This is a genomic window from Neisseria sp. P0022.S010 (assembly GCF_051956635.1).
Genome location: NZ_JBQCXF010000005.1, coordinates 24,647 through 47,384, shown reverse-complemented (window position 1 = coordinate 47,384; position 22,738 = coordinate 24,647). Strand labels below are relative to the sequence as shown.

The 22,738-nt window shown below is 50.8% G+C and carries 19 protein-coding genes and 1 pseudogene; 8 read left to right on the top strand and 12 right to left on the bottom strand.

Features of this window, described 5'->3' with window-relative positions; genetic code table 11:
• Positions 1–16 precede the first annotated feature (16 nt).
• Positions 17–550: an inorganic diphosphatase gene (locus ACTHUT_RS01500; RefSeq protein WP_003678634.1), complete on the top strand. Its 534-nt coding sequence runs from the start codon at positions 17–19 to the stop codon at positions 548–550.
• A gap of 169 nt (positions 551–719) precedes the next feature.
• Positions 720–2,477 (top strand): assimilatory sulfite reductase (NADPH) hemoprotein subunit, encoded by a 1,758-nt coding sequence (gene cysI / locus ACTHUT_RS01495; RefSeq protein ID WP_440385768.1) that lies wholly within the window; start codon positions 720–722, stop codon positions 2,475–2,477.
• Positions 2,478–2,614: 137 nt separating this feature from the next.
• Here cysI and ACTHUT_RS01490 read toward each other — a convergent pair whose 3' ends face one another.
• From ACTHUT_RS01490 to ACTHUT_RS01465, 6 genes are all read right to left on the bottom strand, one after another.
• Entirely contained in the window at positions 2,615–3,187 is a 573-nt protein-coding gene (locus tag ACTHUT_RS01490; protein ID WP_188209781.1) for a hypothetical protein, read from the bottom strand.
• Between the two features lie 90 nt (positions 3,188–3,277).
• The gene (locus tag ACTHUT_RS01485) at positions 3,278–3,784 is read right to left on the bottom strand and encodes a hypothetical protein (protein ID WP_070849760.1); all 507 of its coding nucleotides are present in this window, start codon (positions 3,782–3,784) and stop codon (positions 3,278–3,280) included.
• A gap of 449 nt (positions 3,785–4,233) precedes the next feature.
• On the bottom strand, positions 4,234–6,024 hold the full coding sequence (locus ACTHUT_RS01480) for an assimilatory sulfite reductase (NADPH) flavoprotein subunit (protein ID WP_440385769.1): 1,791 nt from the start codon (positions 6,022–6,024) through the stop codon (positions 4,234–4,236).
• Positions 6,025–6,195: 171 nt separating this feature from the next.
• A complete protein-coding gene (locus ACTHUT_RS01475; protein WP_003746275.1) occupies positions 6,196–6,516 on the bottom strand; it encodes a DMT family transporter in 321 nt (106 codons plus the stop codon).
• A gap of 27 nt (positions 6,517–6,543) precedes the next feature.
• A complete protein-coding gene (locus tag ACTHUT_RS01470; RefSeq protein ID WP_204788917.1) occupies positions 6,544–7,413 on the bottom strand; it encodes an ABC transporter six-transmembrane domain-containing protein in 870 nt (289 codons plus the stop codon).
• An 11-nt stretch (positions 7,414–7,424) separates the two neighbouring features.
• Positions 7,425–7,850 (bottom strand): MarR family winged helix-turn-helix transcriptional regulator, encoded by a 426-nt coding sequence (locus tag ACTHUT_RS01465; RefSeq protein WP_070814529.1) that lies wholly within the window; start codon positions 7,848–7,850, stop codon positions 7,425–7,427.
• Positions 7,851–8,032: 182 nt separating this feature from the next.
• Between ACTHUT_RS01465 and yddG the strand changes: the two genes are divergently transcribed.
• Positions 8,033–8,944, top strand: coding sequence for an aromatic amino acid DMT transporter YddG (gene yddG, locus ACTHUT_RS01460; protein WP_049348216.1), 912 nt, complete (start codon positions 8,033–8,035; stop codon positions 8,942–8,944).
• Between the two features lie 101 nt (positions 8,945–9,045).
• Entirely contained in the window at positions 9,046–10,356 is a 1,311-nt protein-coding gene (locus ACTHUT_RS01455) for a sulfate adenylyltransferase subunit 1 (RefSeq protein ID WP_440385771.1), read from the top strand.
• A 69-nt stretch (positions 10,357–10,425) separates the two neighbouring features.
• Here the strand turns inward: ACTHUT_RS01455 and glyA are convergent, their stop codons facing one another.
• Both glyA and ACTHUT_RS01445 read right to left on the bottom strand, forming a co-directional pair.
• On the bottom strand, positions 10,426–11,676 hold the full coding sequence (glyA, locus tag ACTHUT_RS01450) for a serine hydroxymethyltransferase (protein WP_440385772.1): 1,251 nt from the start codon (positions 11,674–11,676) through the stop codon (positions 10,426–10,428).
• Positions 11,677–11,809: 133 nt separating this feature from the next.
• Positions 11,810–12,184, bottom strand: a complete 375-nt coding sequence (locus ACTHUT_RS01445) for a hypothetical protein (protein ID WP_049322337.1) — start codon at positions 12,182–12,184, stop codon at positions 11,810–11,812.
• 221 nt (positions 12,185–12,405) lie between these two features.
• On the opposite strand from ACTHUT_RS01445, the gene ACTHUT_RS01440 reads away from it, so the two are divergent.
• Complete coding sequence (locus ACTHUT_RS01440) at positions 12,406–12,624, top strand: YdcH family protein (protein WP_036491484.1); 219 nt, start codon at positions 12,406–12,408, stop codon at positions 12,622–12,624.
• 231 nt (positions 12,625–12,855) lie between these two features.
• A complete protein-coding gene (locus tag ACTHUT_RS01435; RefSeq protein WP_440385773.1) occupies positions 12,856–15,057 on the top strand; it encodes a FepA family TonB-dependent siderophore receptor in 2,202 nt (733 codons plus the stop codon).
• A 180-nt stretch (positions 15,058–15,237) separates the two neighbouring features.
• On the opposite strand, the pseudogene ACTHUT_RS01430 reads toward ACTHUT_RS01435, so the two are convergent.
• From ACTHUT_RS01430 to ACTHUT_RS01415, 4 genes and pseudogenes are all read right to left on the bottom strand, one after another.
• A pseudogene (locus tag ACTHUT_RS01430) lies at positions 15,238–15,901 on the bottom strand (NAD(P)H-dependent oxidoreductase).
• 235 nt (positions 15,902–16,136) lie between these two features.
• Positions 16,137–17,534 carry an aspartate ammonia-lyase gene (aspA, locus tag ACTHUT_RS01425; protein WP_440385774.1) on the bottom strand — a complete coding sequence of 466 codons (1,398 nt, stop codon included), beginning with the start codon at positions 17,532–17,534 and terminating at the stop codon, positions 16,137–16,139.
• An 89-nt stretch (positions 17,535–17,623) separates the two neighbouring features.
• The gene (locus ACTHUT_RS01420) at positions 17,624–17,824 is read right to left on the bottom strand and encodes a hypothetical protein (RefSeq protein ID WP_063068698.1); all 201 of its coding nucleotides are present in this window, start codon (positions 17,822–17,824) and stop codon (positions 17,624–17,626) included.
• Between the two features lie 190 nt (positions 17,825–18,014).
• Positions 18,015–18,161 (bottom strand): hypothetical protein, encoded by a 147-nt coding sequence (locus ACTHUT_RS01415; RefSeq protein WP_003685706.1) that lies wholly within the window; start codon positions 18,159–18,161, stop codon positions 18,015–18,017.
• A gap of 298 nt (positions 18,162–18,459) precedes the next feature.
• Here ACTHUT_RS01415 and ACTHUT_RS01410 point away from each other — a divergent pair, with 298 nt between their 5' ends.
• Together ACTHUT_RS01410 and mfd are read left to right on the top strand one after the other, a co-directional pair.
• Positions 18,460–19,152, top strand: a complete 693-nt coding sequence (locus ACTHUT_RS01410; protein ID WP_440385775.1) for a VIT1/CCC1 transporter family protein — start codon at positions 18,460–18,462, stop codon at positions 19,150–19,152.
• 130 nt (positions 19,153–19,282) lie between these two features.
• Positions 19,283–22,687, top strand: coding sequence for a transcription-repair coupling factor (gene mfd / locus ACTHUT_RS01405; protein WP_440385776.1), 3,405 nt, complete (start codon positions 19,283–19,285; stop codon positions 22,685–22,687).
• Positions 22,688–22,738: the final 51 nt, after the last annotated feature.

Sequence of the window (22,738 nt, the reverse complement as noted above, 5' to 3'; positions counted from 1 at the left end):
ATCAAAGGAAACCATCATGGCAGACTTCAACAAAATCCTGACCCCGGGCGACGTGGACGGCGGCATCATCAACGTTGTCAACGAAATCCCTGCGGGCAGCAACCACAAAATCGAATGGAACCGCAAACTGGCCGCCTTCCAACTCGACCGCGTTGAACCGGCAATTTTCGCCAAACCGACCAACTACGGCTTTATTCCGCAAACGTTGGACGAAGACGGCGACGAATTGGACGTATTGCTGGTTACCGAGCAGCCTTTGGCAACCGGTATTTTCCTGGAAGCACGCGTTATCGGCGTGATGAAATTCGTTGACGACGGCGAAGTGGACGACAAAATCGTCTGCGTTCCGGCCGATGACCGCAACAATGGCAACGCCTACAAAACTTTGGCCGACTTGCCGCAACAACTGATCAAACAAATCGAATTCCACTTCAACCACTACAAAGACCTGAAAAAAGCAGGTACCACTAAAGTTGAATCTTGGGGCGATGTGGAAGAAGCGAAACAAGTCATCAAAGAATCTATCGAACGTTGGAACAAACAAGCCTAATCAGTTTGTCCCGTACAATATCAAGGCCGTCTGAAAGCAAAGTTCAGACGGCCTTTTTATGTTTCCAACCAATATAACAAAATCGTCTTTAAAACAAACAAACCATTCTTTCCCATTTTCAGACGGCCTCATTAAAGTAACGCCTATACCAAAAATAAGGAGTACTTCAATGACTGCTACTACGACCGACCCGCGCGCCAAGCTGCCTGATACACCGCTTTCCGGCAACGAAGCCTTGAAAGAACGCAGCGATTATCTGCACGGCACCATTAAAGAAGAGTTGAAAGACGACTTTACCGGCGGCTTTACCGCCGACAACTTTCAACTTATCCGCTTCCACGGCATGTACGAACAGGACAACCGCGATATCCGTGCCGAGCGTACCGAACAAAAGCTTGAGCCTTTAAAAAACATGATGTTGCGTTGCCGTTTGCCCGGCGGCATCATTACGCCGAAACAGTGGCTGGGTATCGATAAATTTGCCGGTGAAAATACGATTTACGGCTCCATCCGCCTGACCAACCGCCAAACCTTCCAATACCACGGCATTCTGAAAACCGATTTAAAACAGGCACATCAGGCATTGCACAAACTGGGTCTGGATTCCATTGCCACAGCCAGCGATGTCAACCGTAATGTGTTGTGCACCAGCAATCCTGTACAAAGCACTTTGCACCAAGAAGCCTATGAATGGGCGGCGCGCATCAGTATGCACCTCCTGCCGCGCACCATGGCATATGCCGATGTATGGCTGGACGGTGAAAAAGTGTTCACGACCGAGCCGACCGAGCCGCGCAATAAAGAAATTGCCGACGACGTAGAGCCGATTTTGGGTAAAACCTATTTGCCGCGCAAATTCAAAACCGCCGTTGTGATTCCGCCTGATAACGATGTGGACATTCATTCCAACGACTTAGGTTTTGTGGCGATTGCAGAAAACGGCAAGTTGGTGGGTTTCAATGTATTGGTCGGCGGCGGTTTATCCAGCGAACACGGCAATACCAAAACTTATCCCAATATTTCCTATGAATTCGGTTTCGTTCCGCTGGAATACACCCTCAACGCCGCAGAAGCCGTCGTCAGCACCCAGCGCGACTGGGGTAACCGCAGCGACCGCAAAGCAGCGCGTACACGCTATACGCTGCAACGCGTCGGCGTAGATGTGTTCAAAGAAGAAGTCGAAAGGCGCATGGGCATTAAATTTGAACCCATCCGCCCTTACGAATTCACCCACCGCGGCGACCATATCGGCTGGGTACAAGGACATGAAGGCAACTGGCATTTGACTTTGTTTATTGAAAACGGCCGCCTGCTCGATTATCCCGGCAGACCTTTGAAAACCGGCGTACGTGAAATTGCCCAAATCCATCCTGGCGACTTCCGTCTGACGGCCAACCAAAATCTGGTGGTTGCCAATGTACCGCCCGAATTGAAAGACACGATTGATAAAATCGCCAAAGATCATGGCCTTATCAGCAAATCGATTACCATCCAGCGTGAAAACTCCATGGCTTGCGTTGCCTTGCCGACTTGCCCGCTGGCGATGGCTGAGGCCGAACGCTTCCTACCGACATTCTCCGATAAAATCGATGAAATGTTCGCCAAATACGGCTTGGAAGACGAATATATCGTTTTGCGCGTAACCGGTTGCCCCAACGGTTGCGGCCGCGCCATGCTGGCGGAAATCGGTTTGGTCGGTAAAGCGGTCGGCCGCTACAACCTTTACGCAGGCGGCAACCGCGAAGGCACCCGCATCCCGCGCCTGTTTAAAGAAAATATTACCGAACCTGAAATCCTTGAAATTGTCGAAGGCTGGGTGGCCGATTGGGCTCAAAACCGACTCGATGATGAAGGCTTCGGCGATTTTGCCGTCCGCACCGGTATCGTCAAACCCGTATTGGACGCACCTCGCGATTTCTGGGCATAACGCACATAAACAGACCCACAAGTCTGCAATAAGAAAATAGAGAAGGACTAAAGGCCGTCTGAAAAATCAGGATAACTGGTTTTCAGACGGCCTTTTATATTAGGGATGTTTATATGAAAGATAGGATATAAATCGAATCAGCGGCGGCGGCCAAAGCCTCGGCCCATGCTGGGGCGACGGTAGTTGGAAGGCTGACGCGTAGTTTCGCGGTATCGTTGTTGCTGCTGGGCGTTTTGTTGCTGGGCACGCAGGGTGCGTGTATTCAGCTGTTGGCTGGTGCGTCCGTTTGGACGTGCGCTTTGATAATAGTTGGCACGGGCTTGACGGGCAATCGGGCTGTTTTGATTGCGCGCCTGTGTGAATTTATTGGCCAATGCGTTGCCGATAAATGCACCGGCTGCCGTACCCACCAAGCTTTGCAGCAGCCAGCTGCCGGTAGATTGGTCGTAGATGTATTGTTGGCCGTCTGTACCGGTTACCGGTTGGCCGTTGTTGCCGTTGGCTTGTGCCTCGGCAGGAATGGTATCTTTCACGGCTTCAGGCGTGAGCTGGTAAACCGTATTGTCTTCTTGTTGGCCGTTTTGTTGTGCTAACTGTTGTTGCAATGCTTCGATTTGTTTTTGTTGCTGCTCAAGCTGTGCCTGGGTATTGTCTTTGCAGGCAGCAAGGGCGAAAGTGGAAAGGGCGGCTAAGGCAATCAGTTTTTTCATTGTTTTTCCTGAGAGAAGTTTGTCTTTGCCGAGATTTCGGCGGAGTGTGTTTGCCTAATATTAAACCATTTCCCTGTTTTTCAAGTGGTTTTACAAAATAATATTGGAAAGTTGCGCTGCAAATGCACGGCTGTTGGCGGCCAGATTGCCCAGTGCAGGCATCTCGTGTTCGGTTTCGATAATCAGCAGGTTGGCAGGGCGGCGGGTGTGCAGGGACATTTGCATTTCAGCGGGAGAGAAGGGCATGTGATGGCGTTTGGCAAAGGCTTCGGCGCGTTTGTTGGCGGTTTTGAGCATGGGCAGCAGGGTAATGTCCAAATGGAAACGGCGTACGCCCAAAACTAAAATACGCGCCGCGAAGAAATCCGCTTCATCAGTAAAAACATTCGGGCTGCTTTGATTGAAATCGTGACGTTCTGCGGCAATCAAAGTCGCGATGGTGCGTACTTGCGGAATTAAGGCTTCGCTGATGAGGTTGTCGGGCGTATCAGGCAAAGTGAGCGTGTTGGGCATGCTGTGGTGGCTGTTGCTGTCAACGACCATGCGGCAGGTGTGTAACATTTGAGTTTGGCTGTGGATTTTAGTTGAAGCGGTCATGGCTGTATTCCTTATTTCTTAAAAATGGGTGGATTTAAGCGGCCATGGTGGGTATAAAAAAAGCCGCTCAAATGAGGCGGCTCTGATTTGCGTATTTTCAATTTGGTCTGTTTCAGACAAGCGCAAAAAAGTACCGCACGTTTGTGTGGTACCAATAGAAGAAAGTAGCGGAGCATTGCGCGGTTTGCATGATGAAAATACGTCTTTAATGTATAAAAGAATAAAGCGTAGTTTAAAACAAGAATGCCAGTAATTTCAATATCCAATCGACAAAACCCACCAATAAATCTACAAGTTGTTGTAATCCTTCCAATTTATTTTCTTTCAAGTGAGTCAAATTTGCATAATTATAATGCAAGACAAGATAAATTGATAACAATCCGAGCAAGTTCCTTAAAAAGGCCGTCTGAAATTCAGCTTTCAGACGGCCTTTATTTTGGCTTGTCCAATCAATAAACGTCGCGTTGGTAGCGTTTGTCTTCGCGCAGGTCGTTGAGGTAGTCTTCGGCTTCGTCACGGCTGAGTTTGCCTTGGGTTTCGATAACTTCGATCAGGGCGTTTTCGACATCGCGTGCCATGCGTGTGGCGTCGCCGCAGACGTAGATGTGTGCGCCTTGTTGCAGCCAGTTCCAAACTTCGGCGGCGCGTTCGGTGATTTTGTGTTGGACATAGACTTTGTGTTCGCCTTGGCGGCTCCATGCGAGGTCGGCGCGGGTGAGGAGGCCGTCTTTGCGCCATTCGCTCCATTCGAGTTGGTAGAGGAAGTCGTCGGCCAGGCGTTGGTTGCCGAAGAAGAGCCAGTTTTTGCCGCTGTCGCCATTGGCGGCACGTTGTTGCATGAAGGAGCGGAAGGGGGCGACGCCTGTGCCTGCGCCGATCATGATGATGGGGGTGTCGCCGTTTTGTGGCAGGCGGAAGTTGGGGTTGGGTTCGACAAAGACACGGACTTCGCTGCCTTCTTCGAGGCGTTCGCCCAAGTAGCCGGAGGCTGCGCCGGTGTAGGTGTGGTCGTGGTGGTCGAAACGGACGACGCCGATGGTGAGGTGGACTTCTTCGCCGACTTCGTCTTGTGCGGAGGCGATGGAATAGAGGCGCGGGGTTTGTGGGCGGAAGAGGCTGTATAGGGTTTGTGCGTCCAGTGGGTGCGGATAGGCTGCGAATACGCCTACGGGCGGTGTGGCGGCGAGGTAGGCATCCAGTTGGGCTTTATCTGCGGCTATGGTTTTGAGTTCTTCGTTGTTTGTTAATTCGGCGTATTGTTGGACGAATGCCGGTGTGTTTTGGGTGATGTCTGCGGATTCGGTCAGGGCGGTGCGGATGTCGGTTTCGCGGCCGTCTGAAAGCTGGACGGTTTCGCTGCCGGTTAGTTGGTTGAGGTCGAGGATTTCTTGAACGAGGTCGGCGGCATTCAGCGGCCATACGCCGAGCGCGTCGCCTACCTGATAATGCAAACCTGAGCCGCTGAGGTCAATTTCGATGTGTTCGACGTCTTTTTCTGCGGTGCGTGAGGTGATTTTTTGGCGCACGGAGAGGGTGGCTGTGTAGGGGTTTTCTTTGGTGTATGCGGTGCCGCTGCTTGGGGTGGCTGGGCTGTGTGCTGCGGTGGTTGTGCTTGGGCTTGCTGCTTGGACGGTCAATTCGGCTACTTTGGGTACGACGGCGGCTACCCATGCGTCGGCATTTGCTTGGAACTCTAAGTCGCAGATGCCCAAGTTGTTCAGACGGCCTGCGCCCAGTTCGGCAAATTTGGCATCAAAGTCTTTGCCTGCTTGACAGAAGTTTGGATAGGAGGAGTCGCCAAGGCCTAAGACGGCAAAGGTGAGTTTGCTGAGGTCGGGTTTCTTTTTGCCGTAGATGAATTTGTATAGGGGCAGGGCTTCTTCGGGCGGTTCGCCTTCGCCTTGGGTGGAGGTAACCAAAAGGACGATGTCTTCGTCGGGCAGGGTTTTGCTTTTGAAATCGCCTGCGCTGCTGAGGCGGGCTTCTACGCCGGCGGCTTGAAGTTTGGCGTGTAAGGATTCGGCAACGCTGCGTGCGTTGCCGGTTTGGGAGGCGGAAAGGACTAACACGCGGCGGCTGACTGTCGGGGCAGCTGCTTGCAGGATGGTCGGTTCGGCCGCTGCGCCGGATACGCCTTGGCTTTGCGCCCAGCAATAGCCGGAGAGCCAGGCAAGTTGGGTGGGGGATAGGGCGGAGAGTTGGGCGGAGAGTTCGGCAGGCAGTGGATTGGCTTGGCTCATTTTGTTTCCTTTGTTGGGACGGCTATAGCCGATTGTTTGAATAATGAACAGTCGCTACTTTAAACAGGCCGTCTGAAAAAAGGAAAGAATGCTTGGTTTTAATTTAAGATGATTTCGTTATATTCGGAATATAAGAAGGCCGTCTTGGTTTCAGACGGCCTTTGCGGTTTTTTAATGGCTGGAAAGTTTCATGACGATTACGCCTGAAATAATTAAGAATGCGCCGAGCCAGCGGCCGAAGTTGGCGGCATCGTTGAAAAAGGCTACGCCTACTAAAAATGCGCCTGCCGCGCCTATGCCTGTCCAAACGGCATAGGCAGTCCCCATCGGTATGTTTTTTTGGGCGAGGAATAGAAAAAATCCGCTGCCGACAATGCAGGCCAAGGCGGCAGCAATACCCTGCCAACGGTAGCCTTCTTGTTGTGCCAATTTCAGCCCCAAGGGCCAGCCGATTTCCAGTATTCCGGCTAAGATTAAATAAAACCAACTCATAATATGTCCTGATAGTGTGTTAAGGTTTCAGACGGCCTTGGAAAGATTGTTTTCTTCCGAGAGTTCAACGCGTTGTCCGATGTCTTTTAGATTGGAGTATTGTTCGACCAAGCGCGGTACATCGTCCAAGCTCATTGCAAACATCCATAAATAAGTGCTGACGGAATAGATATGGCCGGCGCTGCCGTAGCCTTTAAGCGTCATGTGTATAAAGGCGAAGCCAAACAATACGCTCATCGCCATGCCGATACTGAGATAGCCTAAGGCTTCGCGGTTGGAAATCAGCACGCGTAGTTTGGCAACCCAGCCGTAGTGGCGGTAGAGCTGATGCTCGTTGCCGTCGCGGATAAGGTGGTTGTCGCGTTCAAGCCGGTTGTTCAAACGGAAATATAGGTTTTCGCTGATGGCGGCAAAACGCGGCAGCAACCATAAAAACAGGGCAAGTATCGCGACAGCCAATACGCCCACCCAAAATTCCAATATCAGCAACATCATACATGCACCGAAGATGGAGACCAGCGAAGTAGCAGCGATGGGCAGGTGTTCTTCAAAGAAACTGACAAACTCACGCGATAGGGCGACGCGTGCAGTAATGGCGGAATGCGGTACTTCTCGCTTGCGCTGTTCCAAAACGACAGGGACGGCTATCTCAGTATAGATCTGGGTAAATGTGCGCGTATCGGCTATCCTGCGGGCGGCACCGATTATCCACATTAATAAAACCACCACACCATACGACATTGCCTGCCAGACTTTGCCTTCCATAACGGCATTAATCGCCCAGCCTCCAAACACGGGATATACCAGCAAGAGCAGATTATCCAAGCCGACGAGAGAGAAGGTTGAGATGAGTTTGCGGCGGTGTGTTTGACCGATGTGTTTCAACATTTTCCACATGGTTGCCCTCCTTATTTAGTATTGAGGGTTTGCGCCATTAATTCGGCCAACGCGTCCAAATCGGTAAACAGTCGGGCTGCACGTTTTTCACCGAAGGCGGTAAAAATTCGTTTGCTGAATTCCTGCATGTTTTGCACCAATGGTGCAGCGGATTCTTTACCTTGCTCGGTCAGCGACAATAAGCGTTCGCGTTTGTCTTGTTCGCTTTCGTGAAATGTCAGCAAGCCTTGTTCCGCCAGCGTTTTGCATGTGCCGGAAACGGTTTGCTTGGGCAGGCTCCATTCTTCGCCTATGTATTTTTGAGTGCGGCTGCCTTCGGTGGCCAAGGTGTAGAGAACGGCGAAGGTGTTGTAGTTGGTGTTTTGCTGTTTAATCCATTGGTCAAATGCGCTGTCTATATGACTGATGCGCATACCGAGTTGATCGAGCTGATTCATAAATTGGTCTCAATATTGACTAATTGGATGCGGATTATAGTCATGTTTAGGACTAATTGCAAATAGAAGGCCGTCTGAAACAATCATTTTCAGACGGCCTTGAAACCGTTAAAATAATTAATGTAGAAACGATATATTCAAACTACGATAAACCTAATAAAACCATCTTCAGCACATACGCCATGATTCATTTCTTATCTCAAAACATCTCCTCTAAACAAGCCACTGCCATCGGGCTGCTTGCCGTTGCTTTGTGGAGCTTTGTCATTTCTCTGATACGCTCTTTGAGCCTGCATATGGGGGCAGTGGGCGGCGCAGCAATGATGTACACCCTGTCCACTGTGTTGATTTGGTTGATTTTCGGCAGGCCGCATTTGCGTAATTACAACCGCGGCTATTTGCTTTGGGCGAGCATTTTTTTTGTCGGTTGCGAACTGTGTTTGTCGTTGTCGGTCGGTTTTGCTCAAAATGCCCGACAGACGGTTGAGATCGGTATGGTCAATTATTTGTGGCCGACGTTTACTATTTTAGGCGCGGTCTGTTTCAACGGGCAGCCGGCAAAATGGTGGATAGGCATAGGCTTTGTATTGTCGTTTTTCGGGATTGCCACGGTATTGGGCGGCGACGGCGGATTGTCGCTTTCGGGGATTTATCACAATGTCCGCACCAATCCTGCCGGTTATCTGATGGCATTGGCCGATGCACTTTTTTGGGCGGCATATTGCACGCTAACGGCGCGCGTGAAGGCAGAAGGAAGCAGCGTGGGCTTTTTCTTTATGCTGGTGTCGCTGCTTTTGTGGGCGGAATATTTTATCGGCGGGACACACAGTCTGAATTTTGATGCGGAGTCCGTCGGCTATGCCTTGGCCGCCGCGTCTTGCATGGGTTTGGGCTATGCGGTTTGGAACATCGGTATTTCGCGCGGGAACATGACGGTATTGGCGGGCGCATCTTATTTTATCCCTGTGTTTTCCGCGCTGGTGTCTTCGTTTGTCATCAGTGCGCCGTTGTCTGTACAGTTTTGGCAGGGGGCAGGGATGGTGTGCGCAGGTTCGGTTGTTTGCTGGTTGGCGACGCGCCGAAAATCGATATAACAAAAATATCTTTTTTAACAACCAAACATTCTTTCCCATTTTCAGACGGCCTGTTTAAAGTAGAGACCAGTTTGAGAAATCACGAGAAATAGGAAAGAACCATGACCGCAACCACCGCCCCGCTTTTGCGCTTCATCACCGCCGGTAGCGTCGATGACGGCAAATCCACACTCATCGGCCGCCTGCTCTACGACAGCAAAACCCTGCTGACTGACCAGCTCGACAAACTCAACCGCGCCGCCGAAAACGGCGAAACGCCTGATTTTGCCAGCCTGACAGACGGCCTTGCCGCTGAGCGCGAACAAGGCATCACCATCGACGTCGCCTACCGTTATTTCGCCACGCCCAAACGCAAATTCATCATTGCCGATACGCCGGGACATGAACAATACACGCGTAATATGGTTACCGGCGCATCGACTGCCGATGCCGCCATTATTTTAGTCGATGCTACACGCGTCGATTTTTCAGGCAGCGAGCCTGTCCTCCTGCCCCAAACCAAACGCCACAGCGCGATTCTGAAACTTCTGGGCTGTCCCAACATCATCGTCGCCGTCAACAAACTCGACCTGCTCGACTTTGACGAAGCCAAATATCAAGCCATTACCGAAGCCTACCGCAAACTGGCGGAGCAAATCGGCCTCCAAGCCCAAATCCACTTCCTGCCCATCAGCGCCTTAAAAGGCGACAACATCGTCAATGCCAGCAGCCAAACCCCTTGGTATCAAGGTTTGCCGCTTCTGCCTTTGCTTGAAAGCCTGCCCGTCAACCGTCAAAACGCCGCCGACCAAGCCGCGCATTTTCCCGTACAACGCGTGGCGCGCCAAGACGGCAGCAGCAGCGACGACTTCCGCGGCTATCAAGGCAGATTGGAAGCGGGCCGTCTGAAAGTGGGCGATGAAATCAAAATCCTGCCCAGCGGCCATGTTGCCAAAGTTGCCGAAATCTACAATGCCAACGGTAAAACCGAATCTGCCGAAGCAGGGGAAGTGTTGACCGTTGTTTTGGATACCGATATCGATATTTCGCGCGGCAACAGCATTGTTTCAGCCGACAGCGCCATTGTCCCCGAACAACAATTCCAAGCCGCGCTTTGCTGGTTTGACGATATTCCGCTCAATCTGCGCCGCAAATATTTGCTGAAACACACGACTCAAACCACGCCCGTAAAAATCAGCGAAATTGCCTACGTTTGGGACGTCAACACCCTCAGCCGGGTCGAATCCGCCGAAACGCTCAAGCTCAACGACATCGGCAGCGTCAGCTTCAAAACCCAGCAGCCGCTTGCCGCTGCCGCATACGAAGACAACCATGCTCAAGGCGCGTTTATTTTGATTGACGAAGCCACCAACCATACTGTCGCGGCAGGCATGATACGCAAAGTCAGCGAAACAAACAGTTTTGAAATTTAAAAGAAAGTTGCAATAAAAAAGGCCGTCTGAAGTTTCAGACGGCCTGTTATTTTATCCAAGGCGAAATGCTTATGCGCCGTAAACCGGATATTTATTGCACAAAGCAGTCACTTGTTCGCGGACTTTGGCGAGGTTGGCTTCGTCTTCAGGGTTGGCCAATACGTCGGCAACCAAGTTCGCCAATACGCGCGCGTCGGCTTCGTTAAAGCCGCGTGTGGTCATGGCAGCGGAGCCGATGCGGATGCCAGAGGTAACGAACGGTTTTTCCGGATCATTCGGGATGGCGTTTTTGTTGACGGTAATGTGTGCTTTGCCCAAAGCGGCTTCGGCGGCTTTGCCGGTGATTTTCATCGGTTGCAGGTCAACGAGGAAAACGTGGCTTTCGGTACGACCCGAAACGATGCGCAAACCGCGTTTAACCAACTCTTCCGCCATTGCTGCAGCATTGATTTTCACTTGTTTTGCGTATTGTTTGAACTCAGGTTGCAACGCTTCTTTAAACGCCACAGCTTTGGCGGCGATAACGTGCATCAACGGGCCGCCTTGCAGGCTTGGGAAGATGGCGGAATTCAACGCTTTTTCGTGGGTATTGTCACGGCACAGAATCACACCGCCGCGAGGGCCGCGCAGGGTTTTGTGGGTGGTGGTGGTGACGAAGTTGCAGAATGGCACGGGGTTGGGATATTCGCCGCCGGCAATCAGGCCGGCATAGTGCGCCATATCGACAAAGAGGTAGGCACCGACTTTATCGGCGATTTCGCGGAATTTTGCCCAGTCGATTTGCAGCGCGTAGGCAGATGCGCCGGCCACAATCATTTTGGGTTTGTGTTCAAGCGCCAAGCGTTCGACTTCGGCATAGTCGAGAACTTCGTTTTCATCCAAACCATAAGTAATGGCGTTGTAGAGTTTGCCGGAAATATTGACGCTGGCACCGTGGGTCAGGTGGCCGCCGTGTGCCAGAGACATGCCCAAAATGGTGTCGCCCGGTTTCAAAACAGAAGCATATACGGCTTGGTTGGCTTGGGAGCCGGAGTGTGGTTGGACGTTGACATATTCTGCGCCAAACAACTCTTTAGCGCGGTCAATCGCCAATTGTTCGACAATATCAACGTATTCGCAGCCGCCGTAGTAGCGTTTGCCCGGATAGCCTTCGGCGTATTTGTTGGTCAATTGCGAACCTTGGGCTTCCATTACGGCGCAGCTGACGTAGTTTTCTGAAGCAATCAGCTCGACATGGTCTTGCTGGCGTTGGTCTTCTTGGGCGATGGCGGCTGCCAGATCGGGGTCATATTGTGCGAGGGTAACGCTTTTTGAAAACATGTTCTCGGTTCCTTTGTGTTGGGCTGAAAATAAGGGATGGAGTACTGCGGATTGGTTCAAGATGAACTATTTTTCTTGCATTGTCAACAATTGTGTCGGGTGTTTGGTTTCAGACGGCCTGGAGCTGAAGGATTCATTTGAAAATATCGTCTTGTTTTAAATGAAAATCCATTTTTTCCAAAAGCGCGGCCAAATCGGCTTCGGCTTGGGCGGCTTGAAGATTTTTTGCCAGCTCGGCCATGGCCGCTGCATTTAAACGCTCTTTCTCCAGCCGTAGGGCTTCTTCGCTGAAGATTTTGATATTGTCTGCCGATTCGGCGGCATCTATTTTTTCAAATGGATAAAATGATTCTTCGTGCACGGCCAAACCGTCGGGCAGGGGCGCGGCATGGTTGAAGTCGGCATCATTGACCGGCATCCATGAAGGATGGTTTTCAAGCAGGATAAATTGTCCGTCCATGCCGTTGATATGACGGAATAGGGTGGTTCGACCATTGTGTAAACGCATAAGCCCGATTGTATGCCCAAGTCGGCAAACCGTCTATAAACCCGTTTCTTTCCATTGGGACGATGGCTAATGTTGATATTATTAATTTTGACATAAAGCAGTTTCGGCTTAAAAAAGACTGGATAAAACGCCCGTGTTTGTTATAATGAAGCTAAAGATTAATTCGTCCTAGTTTTTGGCAGCAGTACTTTTTTATTTAATTAACAAGAGAGGAAAACAAAATGTTTCCAGAATATCGCGATCTGATTTCTAAACTGAAACAAGAGGATGCACACTTTGCCCGTTTGTTTGAGGAACACAACGAGCTGGACGATAAAATTACCGGTTTGGTGAATAACGTGGTAACCAGCGGCTCCGAAGAAATCGAGGAGCTGAAAAAAGCCAAACTCAAACTCAAAGACGAATTGTATGCCCTTTTGCAAAAAGCAGCAGGCAAATAATTAAAATTTGAATAAGGCCGTCTGAACGGTATGATAGGAATCTCAGATTCCCTTTCATGCCGGTTCAGACGGCCTTTTTAATTATTAGGCATTTGGTTATTTTTATTGGCTTAATTTAACGAATAATTGTAAATCACTCTTAATTGCATTGAAAACTCTGTTAAGTTTATTTAAAATCCCGAATAATTTTTATTTTGATTTTAACAAACAAAGTTAAAGAGAAACGATGCAATGAAAACATTCACACTCGCCATTTTGCCTTTGGCATTAATCAGCGCATTCTCTCACGCTGCTGAAGAGAAAGCTGCCGAACAGGCTGAAGTCGATACCGTTTACGTTACTGCCGAGAAGCAACTGCAACAGTCGCTGGGCGTGTCGCGTATTTCAAAAGACGACATCGACAAGCGTCCTGCCGTCAACGATATTTCCGAATTTGTCCGCACCATGCCGGGCGTCAACCTGACCGGCAATACAGCGACGGGTCAGCGCGGCAACAAACGCCAAATCGACCTGCGCGGTATGGGCCCTGAAAACACATTGATTCTGATTGACGGCAAGCCTGTAAACTCGCGCCAATCCGAGCGTATCAGTATGCGCGGTGAACGCAATACGCGCGGCGACAGCAACTGGGTGCCGGTTGAAGAAATTGAATCCATCACCGTTTTGCGCGGTCCGGCGGCAACACGTTACGGCTCCGGCGCGATGGGCGGCGTGGTCAATATTGTTACCAAAAAAGTGTCTAAAGAATTAAAAGGCCAAGTCAATCTTTACGCCAATCAGCCGCAAGACAGCAAAGAAGGCGCAACTCGCCGTATCGGCTTCAATTTGAGCGGTCCGATTATTCAAGATACTTTGGGCTTCCGCATTTACGGCAACCTGAATAAAACGGATGCAGATGCAGCCGATATCAATGCCGGACACGGCAACGACAGCGCGGCCGGTGTCGAAGGCGTACGCAATAAAGACATTGCAGGCCGTCTGCAATGGAAAATCAGCCCTGCGCAAACATTGATTTTAGACAGCAGCTACAGCCGTCAGGGCAATATCTACAACGGCGATACGCAAAACAGCAATCCACGTTCCGCTTTAGTTAATTCTTTAGCTGACGGCAAAGCCGAAACTGCCCGTTTATATCGTTCCGCTTATTCTTTAACGCATGACGGCGCATGGGAATGGGGCGATACCAAAAACGTGATCAGTTATGAGCGTACAGTCAACAGCCACTTGCCTGAAGGTTTGGCCGGCGGTCCCGAAGGCAGCTATACAGGCTTGGATTTTGTTCAAAGCCGTCTGAAAAACCTGCGTTTCAGCAGCGAAGCCAATATTCCGTTTAAACTCGGTGTTGATAATGTATTGACGGTCGGCGCAGAATTTACTGACAGTAAGCTGGATGATCCTGCTTCCAATAGTCAGGGATTTAAAGACCAAGGTAAGACTGACGTGTTTGATGGTATTTCAGCAGTACGCGGCGGTAAGGCATCGCAACGCAACTGGGCAGTTTACGTTGAAGACAATATTTCGTTGACCGACAAAACCCATCTGATTTCGGCCATCCGTTTCGACCACAACAGTGACAGCGGCAGCAACTGGAGTCCGGCGTTGAACTTCTCGCATCAAATCGGCGAAAACTGGTTGGTCAAAGGCGGGATTGCCCGTGCGTATAAAGCGCCAAATCTGTATCAAACCAATCCTGACTTTATCCTGTACACGCGCGGTCAAGGTTGTCCGATTGATGCGCCGAACAGTGTCCGCTGTTACTACATGGGCAATGGCAATTTGAAACCTGAAACCAGTATCAATAAAGAGATTGGCCTTGAGTTCAATAAAAACGGCTGGCAGGCATCCGCGACTTATTTCCATAATGCGTACCGCAATAAAATCGTGATTGGTGAAAATATCATTGCCACCAGCAATATCCGCAACTGGCTTTTGCAATGGGAAAATACGCCGAAAGCGACTATTTCGGGTATCGAAGGCAACTTGGTGATTCCGTTGCATGACACACTCAAGTGGAGCAACAATTTCACTTATATGCACAAATCTGAAGATTATCAAGGTAATCCATTGTCTCTGGTACCGAAGCATACCCTCAACAGCACGTTGTCTTGGACACCAAACGAACATTTTGATGCCAACCTGACCTTTACCCACTATGGCCGTACTAAACCGCGCGGCGTAGCGATTAATAGACTGGAACGAGACGGTAATCCTCGTGCAGGGGTTACTCCTTTGACTTCCGAACATAACCAAACGCAAGTCGGCTCTTACGGCATTTGGGGCATCAATGCCGGCTACAACTGGAACAAACGCGTGGCCGTTCGTGGCGGTGTCAGCAACCTGTTCAATAAAAAACTGTACCGCACAACTGCCGGCGCACAAACATACAACGAACATGGCCGTGCTTTCTACGGCAGTTTGAAAGTATCGTTCTAAGCAGTAGCGTATTAAACAAGGCCGTCTGAAACGTTGTGAAATGAAATCTAGGATTTCTGACACAGGGTTTGAGATGGCCTTTTTATTTGGATTTTTAGCAGTCTTTGTTGTTACGGAATTTGCTTCTCTTTTAGAAAAAAATAAAAGGGCGGCATGGGCCGCCCTGAAAATCCAAACCGCTTATTCAACCCAAGTTACCATTTCTTCAATCGGTTTGCGTGCTTTTTTGGTAATTTCTTTGGCGCGATAGCCGAATGTTGCCGCTACGGATACGCCCCATTCGTTGGCATCAAACAGGCCTTCTGCTGCCAATACTTCGTTCATTTTGTCGTAGTTGAAGCCTTCGATTGGGCAGGAATCGATGCCGATGGCGGCTGCGCCTGTGAGCATATTGGCCAAAGCGATATAGGTTTGCTTGCCGCTCCAGTCAAAGAGTGCGCGTTGGTCATCGGCAATTTTAATGTCGGTTTCTTGGAAGCTTTTGTATCTTGCCAACGCTTTTTCCAGCTGTTCGCCTTGCAGGCCTCTACGTTCGGCAACACTGCGGAAGAACGGGGTATCGTAACGGGCATTTTTCTTGGCAAGGATAATAACCAGATGGCTGCAGTCGTCCAGTTGCGATTGCATACCCCAGCTGAAAGGTTTGAGCTTTTCTCTCAAGGCTTTGTTTTGGATAACCAAAAATTTCCATGGCTCGGAGCCGACGGAGCTGGGAGAAAGGCGGGCAAATTCTAAAATCGCTGCAAAATCTTCTTGGCTGATTTTTTTTTTCGGGATCGTAATAACGGGTGGAGCAGCGATTTTCGAATACTTGCAGCATTTGTTCGCGTGTAATTTTACTCATTGGTTTTTCCTAATAAATGAAGATGTTATTTTGACCGTTTTGCCGAATCCGGTTTGCGTGAATTGGAGAAGGAAACAGGATAGGGCAGCACCATGTTAAATCAAACCCTGCGGTTAGGCTATCTTTTAATTTTGAATTTCGCAGAAAAAATCGATTAAGTATCAATATGAATATGAAAAGGCCGTCTGAAATTTTAAAAGTGAAGTTTCAGACGGCCTTTGATTTCAAATCCTGATTACAGATGCGGATTCATCAGGTTTTCTGGTGAGAGGATGCGGTTGAGCTCTTCTTCGCTCAACAGGCCGCGCTCCAGTACGACTTCGCGCACGCCTTTGCCGGTTTGGGCGCAGATCTTGCCGACCAAATCGCCGTTGTGGTGGCCGATATACGGATTCAGATAAGTGACCAAACCGATGGAGTTGAAAACGTAGCGTTCGCAGATTTCGCGGTTGACCGTAATGCCTTTGACGCATTTTTCGGACAGGTTGACCGCGGCGTTGCCCAAGAGGGAAATGGTTTCAAACATACATTGGGCGATGACCGGCTCCATGACGTTCAGCTGCAATTGACCTGCTTCGGCTGCGAAAGTGATGGTGGTGTCGTTGCCGATGACTTTGAAGCACACTTGGTTGACGACTTCAGGAATTACCGGATTGACTTTGGCCGGCATGATGGAAGAACCGGCCTGCAATTCAGGCAGGTTGATTTCTTTCAAACCGGCGCGCGGGCCGGAAGAGAGCAGGCGCAAGTCGTTACAGATTTTGGACAGTTTGACGGCTGTGCGTTTCAATGCGCCGTGTACCATCACATATGCGCCGCAGTCGGAGGTTGCTTCGATCAGGTTTTCAGTCAGTTTGCAAGGCAGGCCGCTGACTTCGGAAAGTTTCTCAACAACCAAAGCCGCATAGCCTTTAGGCGTATTCACGCCTGTACCGATGGCGGTGGCGCCGAGATTGACTTCAAGCAGCAGGGATCGGGTGCGGTCGAGGTTGAGGATTTCTTCTTCCAGCAACACTTGGAAAGATTGGAATTCTTGTCCGGCCGTCATCGGTACGGCGTCTTGAAGCTGGGTGCGGCCCATTTTCAAAACGTCTTTAAACTCTTCGGCTTTGGCGGCAAAGGCGTTTTTCAGGATGGCCAGTTTGTCGAGCAATTCGCCGATGCTGTAATACACGGCAAGGCGGAAGCCGGTAGGATAGGCGTCGTTGGTGGATTGGCTGGCATTGACATGGTCCATCGGATTGACGATGTCGTAGCGGCCTTTTTCGTATCCCAACACTTCCAGCGCAAGGTTGGCAATGACTTCGTTGGTGTTCATGTTGACCGAAGTACCGGCGCCGCCTTGATAAACATCGGACGGGAATTGGTCGAGGCAGTGGCCTTTGACCAATACTTCGTCGCAGGCTTTTTCAATGGCGGCCGCAATTTCCGGCTTGATGGCACCCAATGCGCCGTTGGCTTGCGCGGTGGCTTTTTTAACCATCACCATGCTGCGGACAAATTGCGGTACGTCGGAAATTTTTTGCGTGGAAATTTTAAAGTTTTCAATGGCGCGCAGCGTGTGGACACCCCAATAAACATCAGCGGGGATTTCGCGGTCGCCCAATAAATCGTGTTCGATTCGTACAGTCATTTCTCTTACCTTCTCGTATAGTTGTGTTGGTGTGCGTTATGCGTTTGGAACATTAGCCCAGTTCGGCAAGATTGTCCAGTCGGTAAGGCTTAATCGTCAGGGTGAAAACGTGCCGCTTCGCGCTCTTTCGCGGCTGTCTCTTTATCTTTCAATTTCGCACCCAGTCCCAACATTTTTTCATATTCGGATTGCGGCGTGCCGTCGTCCTGCATACCGAACGCGCTGGCGTTGACCCAGAGGGCGAGTAGGGAAACGATAATGGCGAAAAAGCTGACGATATACCAAAACATTTTTTTCTTCCTTGTGTGTCTGCGGGGGCAGATTGTTGTGGTTTGTAAAGATGTGAATGTAGCACAAACGCGGTTGGGTTTAAATTCTTCTCCCGCATCCTTTCATTGATTTACCTGTAAGTGTTTAGAAAGGAAAAGGCCGTCTGAAAAGTAAGACTTTTCAGACGGCCTTGAGGCTTTATCGGGAAGATTAGCCGCCGCATGCGCCGCAGCAACCGCCTTCGCTGTGACCGCCGCGTTTTTCTTCGTTGTTGATAACGGGCAGCTCGGTTTCTTCGGTTTGCTCTTTTTTATCTTCAGGCAAATCGTTTACTTTGATTTTGTTTTCTTCGGCCATGATACATCCTTTCAATGGATTGAGGAGTGGAAAGATTTATAAAGATAGCATCTTTAAACGAATAAACCAAGCAGCACAAAACTGCCTTGTGATAATGCCATGACTTGGAACAATAAATTTGCTTGTAAAAGCGTTAAGGCCGTCTGAAAAAATCCAAAGAGGAGTGTTGGTTTTTATGGTTTGGAATGATGGCCGTAAGATTTGTGAATGTTTGGGTTTTAGGGTTGAACTGACATGGATTTCAAAAAACAATACAATGTTATCATCATCTGGACACTGCCAATTTATTGGAGCATATATGTATTCACACCACAGCGAACGCCATTTCAGCGACCGTAACAACTGGCTTCGGGCAAGCGTATTGGGGGCCAATGACGGGTTGATTTCCACTGCCTCGCTATTGACAGGCGTAGCCGCCGCCGCGCCCGATTTCCAAACCCTGCTGTTGACCGGTGTTTCGGCGCTGATCGGGGGCGCAGTATCGATGGCGGCGGGGGAGTACGTTTCCGTATCCAGCCAATCGGATACGGAAAAAGCCGATTTGCACAAAGAATGCTACGAATTGGCAAACAATCCTGATGCAGAGTTGGAGGAGCTGACTGAAATTTACCGCCGCCGCGGTTTGTCCGGCGCGCTTGCTGCCGAAGTCGCTCAAGCCTTGATGGAACACGATGCACTTGCCGCCCACGCGCGCGACGAAATCGGCATCACCGAAACCTCGGCAGCCCGTCCCATGCAGGCCGCGCTGGCTTCTGCCGCTTCATTTTGTGCCGGCGCAATTTTGCCTTTACTGGTTGCATTGACAGCTTCTGGTGCCATTGTCCCTGCATTGGCCGTCTCCACTTTGTGCGGACTGGCATTACTGGGCTATGTTTCCGCCAAACTGGGCGGCGCACCTGTTGTTCCTGCGGTTATACGCGTGTGCCTGTGGGGCGTGGCGGCTTTGGCGATAACCGGGTTTATTGGAAAATTGGCCGGTGTGGCGGTTTGAATGTAAGGCCTTGTATTCTTTTAAACCTGTATCCAGTAAAATTGAAAATCTATTTGATTGCTAAAGGCCGTCTGAAAATTTTTCAGACGGCCTGCGGTGCTTGTATTGACTTATTGCACACTGTTTTGTCATGACCTATCCGATTCCTAAACCCCGTGAAAAATCCCGTTGGCTCAATCTTTCGCAAGGCTCGCTGCCCTTGGCTTTGGCGCGTTATCTGCCGCATAAACAGCTCAAGGTTGTCTTGACCCAGGATGCGGAACAGGCGCTACGCCTTCAGACGGCCTGGCTGTTTTTCCGTCCGCACGATACGGCGGTGTTCCTGCCGGACTGGGAAACGCTGCCTTACGAGCGTTTTTCTCCGCATCAGGATTTGGTGTCGGAGCGCTTGTCGGCATTGTGGCGGATTAAGAGCGGCGCGGCGGACGTGTTGTTCGTGCCGGTTGCCACGGCAATGCAGAAACTGCCGCCCGTGCCGTTTTTGGCGGGGCGCACGTTTTGGCTGAAAACGGGGCAGACTTTGGATATAGGCCGTCTGAAAACCGATTTGGTGGATGCGGGCTACAACCATGTTTCCCATGTTGTCGCTGCGGGCGAGTTTGCCGTGCGCGGCGGGATTGTCGATTTGTTTCCGATGGGCAGCGAAATGCCTTACCGCATCGATTTGTTCGACGATGAAATCGACAGCATCAAAACCTTTGACACCGACACGCAGCGCACCATCTCCCCCGTTTCCGAAATCCGACTGCTGCCGGCGCACGAATTTCCCACCGACAGCGAGGCGCAAAAGATTTTCCGCAGCCGCTTCCGCGAGGAAGTCGATGGCAATCCGAACGATGCCGCTGTGTACAAAGCCGTCAGCAACGGCCATTTCGGCGCGGGCGTGGAATATTATCTGCCGCTGTTTTTTGAAAACGAGCTGGAAACGCTGTTTGACTATATCGGCGAGGATGCGCTGTTTGTCTCTTTGGGCGACGTTCACGCCGAGGCAAACCGCTTTTGGAGCGACGTCAAATCGCGTTACGCCATGGCGCAGGGCGATGAAACCTATCCGCCTTTGCTTCCACAGCATTTGTATCTCTCTGCCGATGTGTTCGCAGGCCGTCTGAAAAACTACGGACAAGTGCTGCCCGATGTTTCCGGAAAAGAACACACCTTGCCCGATCTTGCCGTGAACCGCCAATCCGACGAGCCTTTGCAGGCATTGAAGGATTTTCAGACGACCTTTGAAGGACGGATTTTGCTGTGTGCCGAAAGTTTGGGGCGACGCGAAACCATGCTCGGTTTCTTGCAGCAAAACGGTTTGAAAGCCAAAAGCGTGTCCGACTGGCAGGGCTTTTTATTGGCGCACGAGCCGCTGATGATTACGGTTGCGCCGTTGGCTTACGGGTTTAAATTAGAAGATCAAAACATCGCGGTCATTACCGAATCCGATCTTTATCAATACGTTGCCCGTTCGCGCAAACATCATCGCAAGAAACACGCCGCCGTTTCAGACGGCCTGTTGCGCGACCTTGCCGAAATCAACATCGGCGACCCCGTCGTGCACGAGGAACACGGCATCGGCCGATATATGGGCTTGGTCACAATGGACTTGGGCGATGAAACCAACGAAATGATGTTGCTTGAATACGCAGGCGAAGCGCAGCTTTATGTGCCTGTTTCGCAGCTTCATTTAATCAGCCGCTACTCCGGTCAGGCGTATGAAAACGTCGCTCTGCACAAGCTCGGCAGCGGCGCGTGGAACAAGGCGAAGCGTAAAGCCGCCGAAAAAGCGCGCGACACCGCCGCCGAGTTGCTCAACCTCTACGCCCAACGCGCCGCCCAATCAGGACACAAGTTTGAAATCAACGAGTTGGACTATCAGGCGTTTGCCGACGGCTTCGGCTACGAAGAAACCGAAGACCAGGCCGCCGCCATAGCCGCCGTGATTAAAGACTTGACGCAGGCGAAACCGATGGACCGTCTTGTGTGCGGCGATGTCGGCTTCGGCAAAACCGAAGTCGCCCTGCGCGCCGCGTTTGTGGCGGTGATGGGCGGCAAACAGGTCGCTGTACTCGCCCCGACCACGCTTTTGGTCGAGCAGCACGCACAAAATTTCGCCGACCGCTTCGCCGATTTCCCCGTGAAAGTCGCCAGCCTTTCGCGTTTCAACAACAGCAAAGCCACCAAAGCCGCGCTGGAAGGTATGGCGGACGGCACGGTCGATATCGTTATCGGTACGCACAAACTGGTGCAGGACGATATAAAATTCAAAAACTTAGGCTTAGTGATTATCGATGAAGAACACCGCTTCGGCGTGCGCCAAAAAGAGCAGCTCAAACGCCTGCGCGCCAATGTCGACATCCTTACCATGACTGCCACGCCGATTCCGCGCACCCTCAGCATGGCGCTCGAAGGCCTGCGTGACTTTTCACTGATTACCACTGCACCGAGCCGCCGCCTCGCCGTCAAAACCTTTGTCAAACCCTTCAGCGAAGGCAGCGTGCGCGAAGCCGTATTGCGCGAACTCAAACGCGGTGGACAAGTGTTTTTCCTGCACAATGAAGTGGATACCATCGAAAACATGCGCGAGCGGCTGGAAACCCTGCTGCCCGAAGCCCGCATCGGCGTGGCGCACGGGCAACTGCGCGAGCGCGAGTTGGAGCAAGTGATGCGCGACTTTTTGCAGCAAAGATTCAACGTGTTGCTCTGTTCCACCATCATTGAAACCGGCATCGACATCCCCAACGCCAATACCATCATCATCAACCGCGCCGACAAATTCGGACTGGCGCAACTGCACCAGCTTCGCGGGCGTGTCGGCCGCAGCCACCACCAAGCCTACGCCTACCTGCTCACGCCCGAATACATCACCAAAGACGCAGAAAAACGCCTCGACGCCATCGCGGCGGCAGACGAACTCGGTGCAGGTTTCACCCTAGCCATGCAGGATTTGGAAATCCGTGGCGCAGGCGAAATCCTTGGCGAAGGACAATCCGGCGAAATGATACAGGTCGGCTTCACGCTCTACACCGAAATGCTCAAACAAGCTGTGCGCGACCTCAAAAAAGGCCGCCAGCCCGACCTCGACGCACCGCTGGGCATCACCACCGAAATCAAACTGCACAGCCCGGCATTACTGCCTGAAGACTACTGCCCCGACATTCACGAGCGCCTCGTCCTCTACAAACGCCTCGCCGTCTGCGAAACCGTACAGCAAATCAACGCCATACACGAAGAACTGGTCGACCGCTTCGGCCTGCCCGAACAACCCGTCAAAACCCTCATCGAAAGCCACCACTTACGGCTTACGGCAAAAGAATTGGGTATAGATGCTATTGATGCAACCAGCGAAGCGGTAACGGTAACCTTTGGCAAAAACAACAATGTCGATCCAACTGAAATCATCCTATTGATTCAGAATGACAAAAAATACCGCCTTGCCGGAGCCGATAAGCTGCGATTTACCGCAGAGATGGAAAATATCGAAGTGCGGATTAATACGGTGAAGAATGTATTGAAGACTTTGAAAGATAGGGTGATGGTTAAGTAGAGAGGTTAGGAAAAGGCCGTCTGAAAATTTTCAGACGGCCTTTAAAATTAT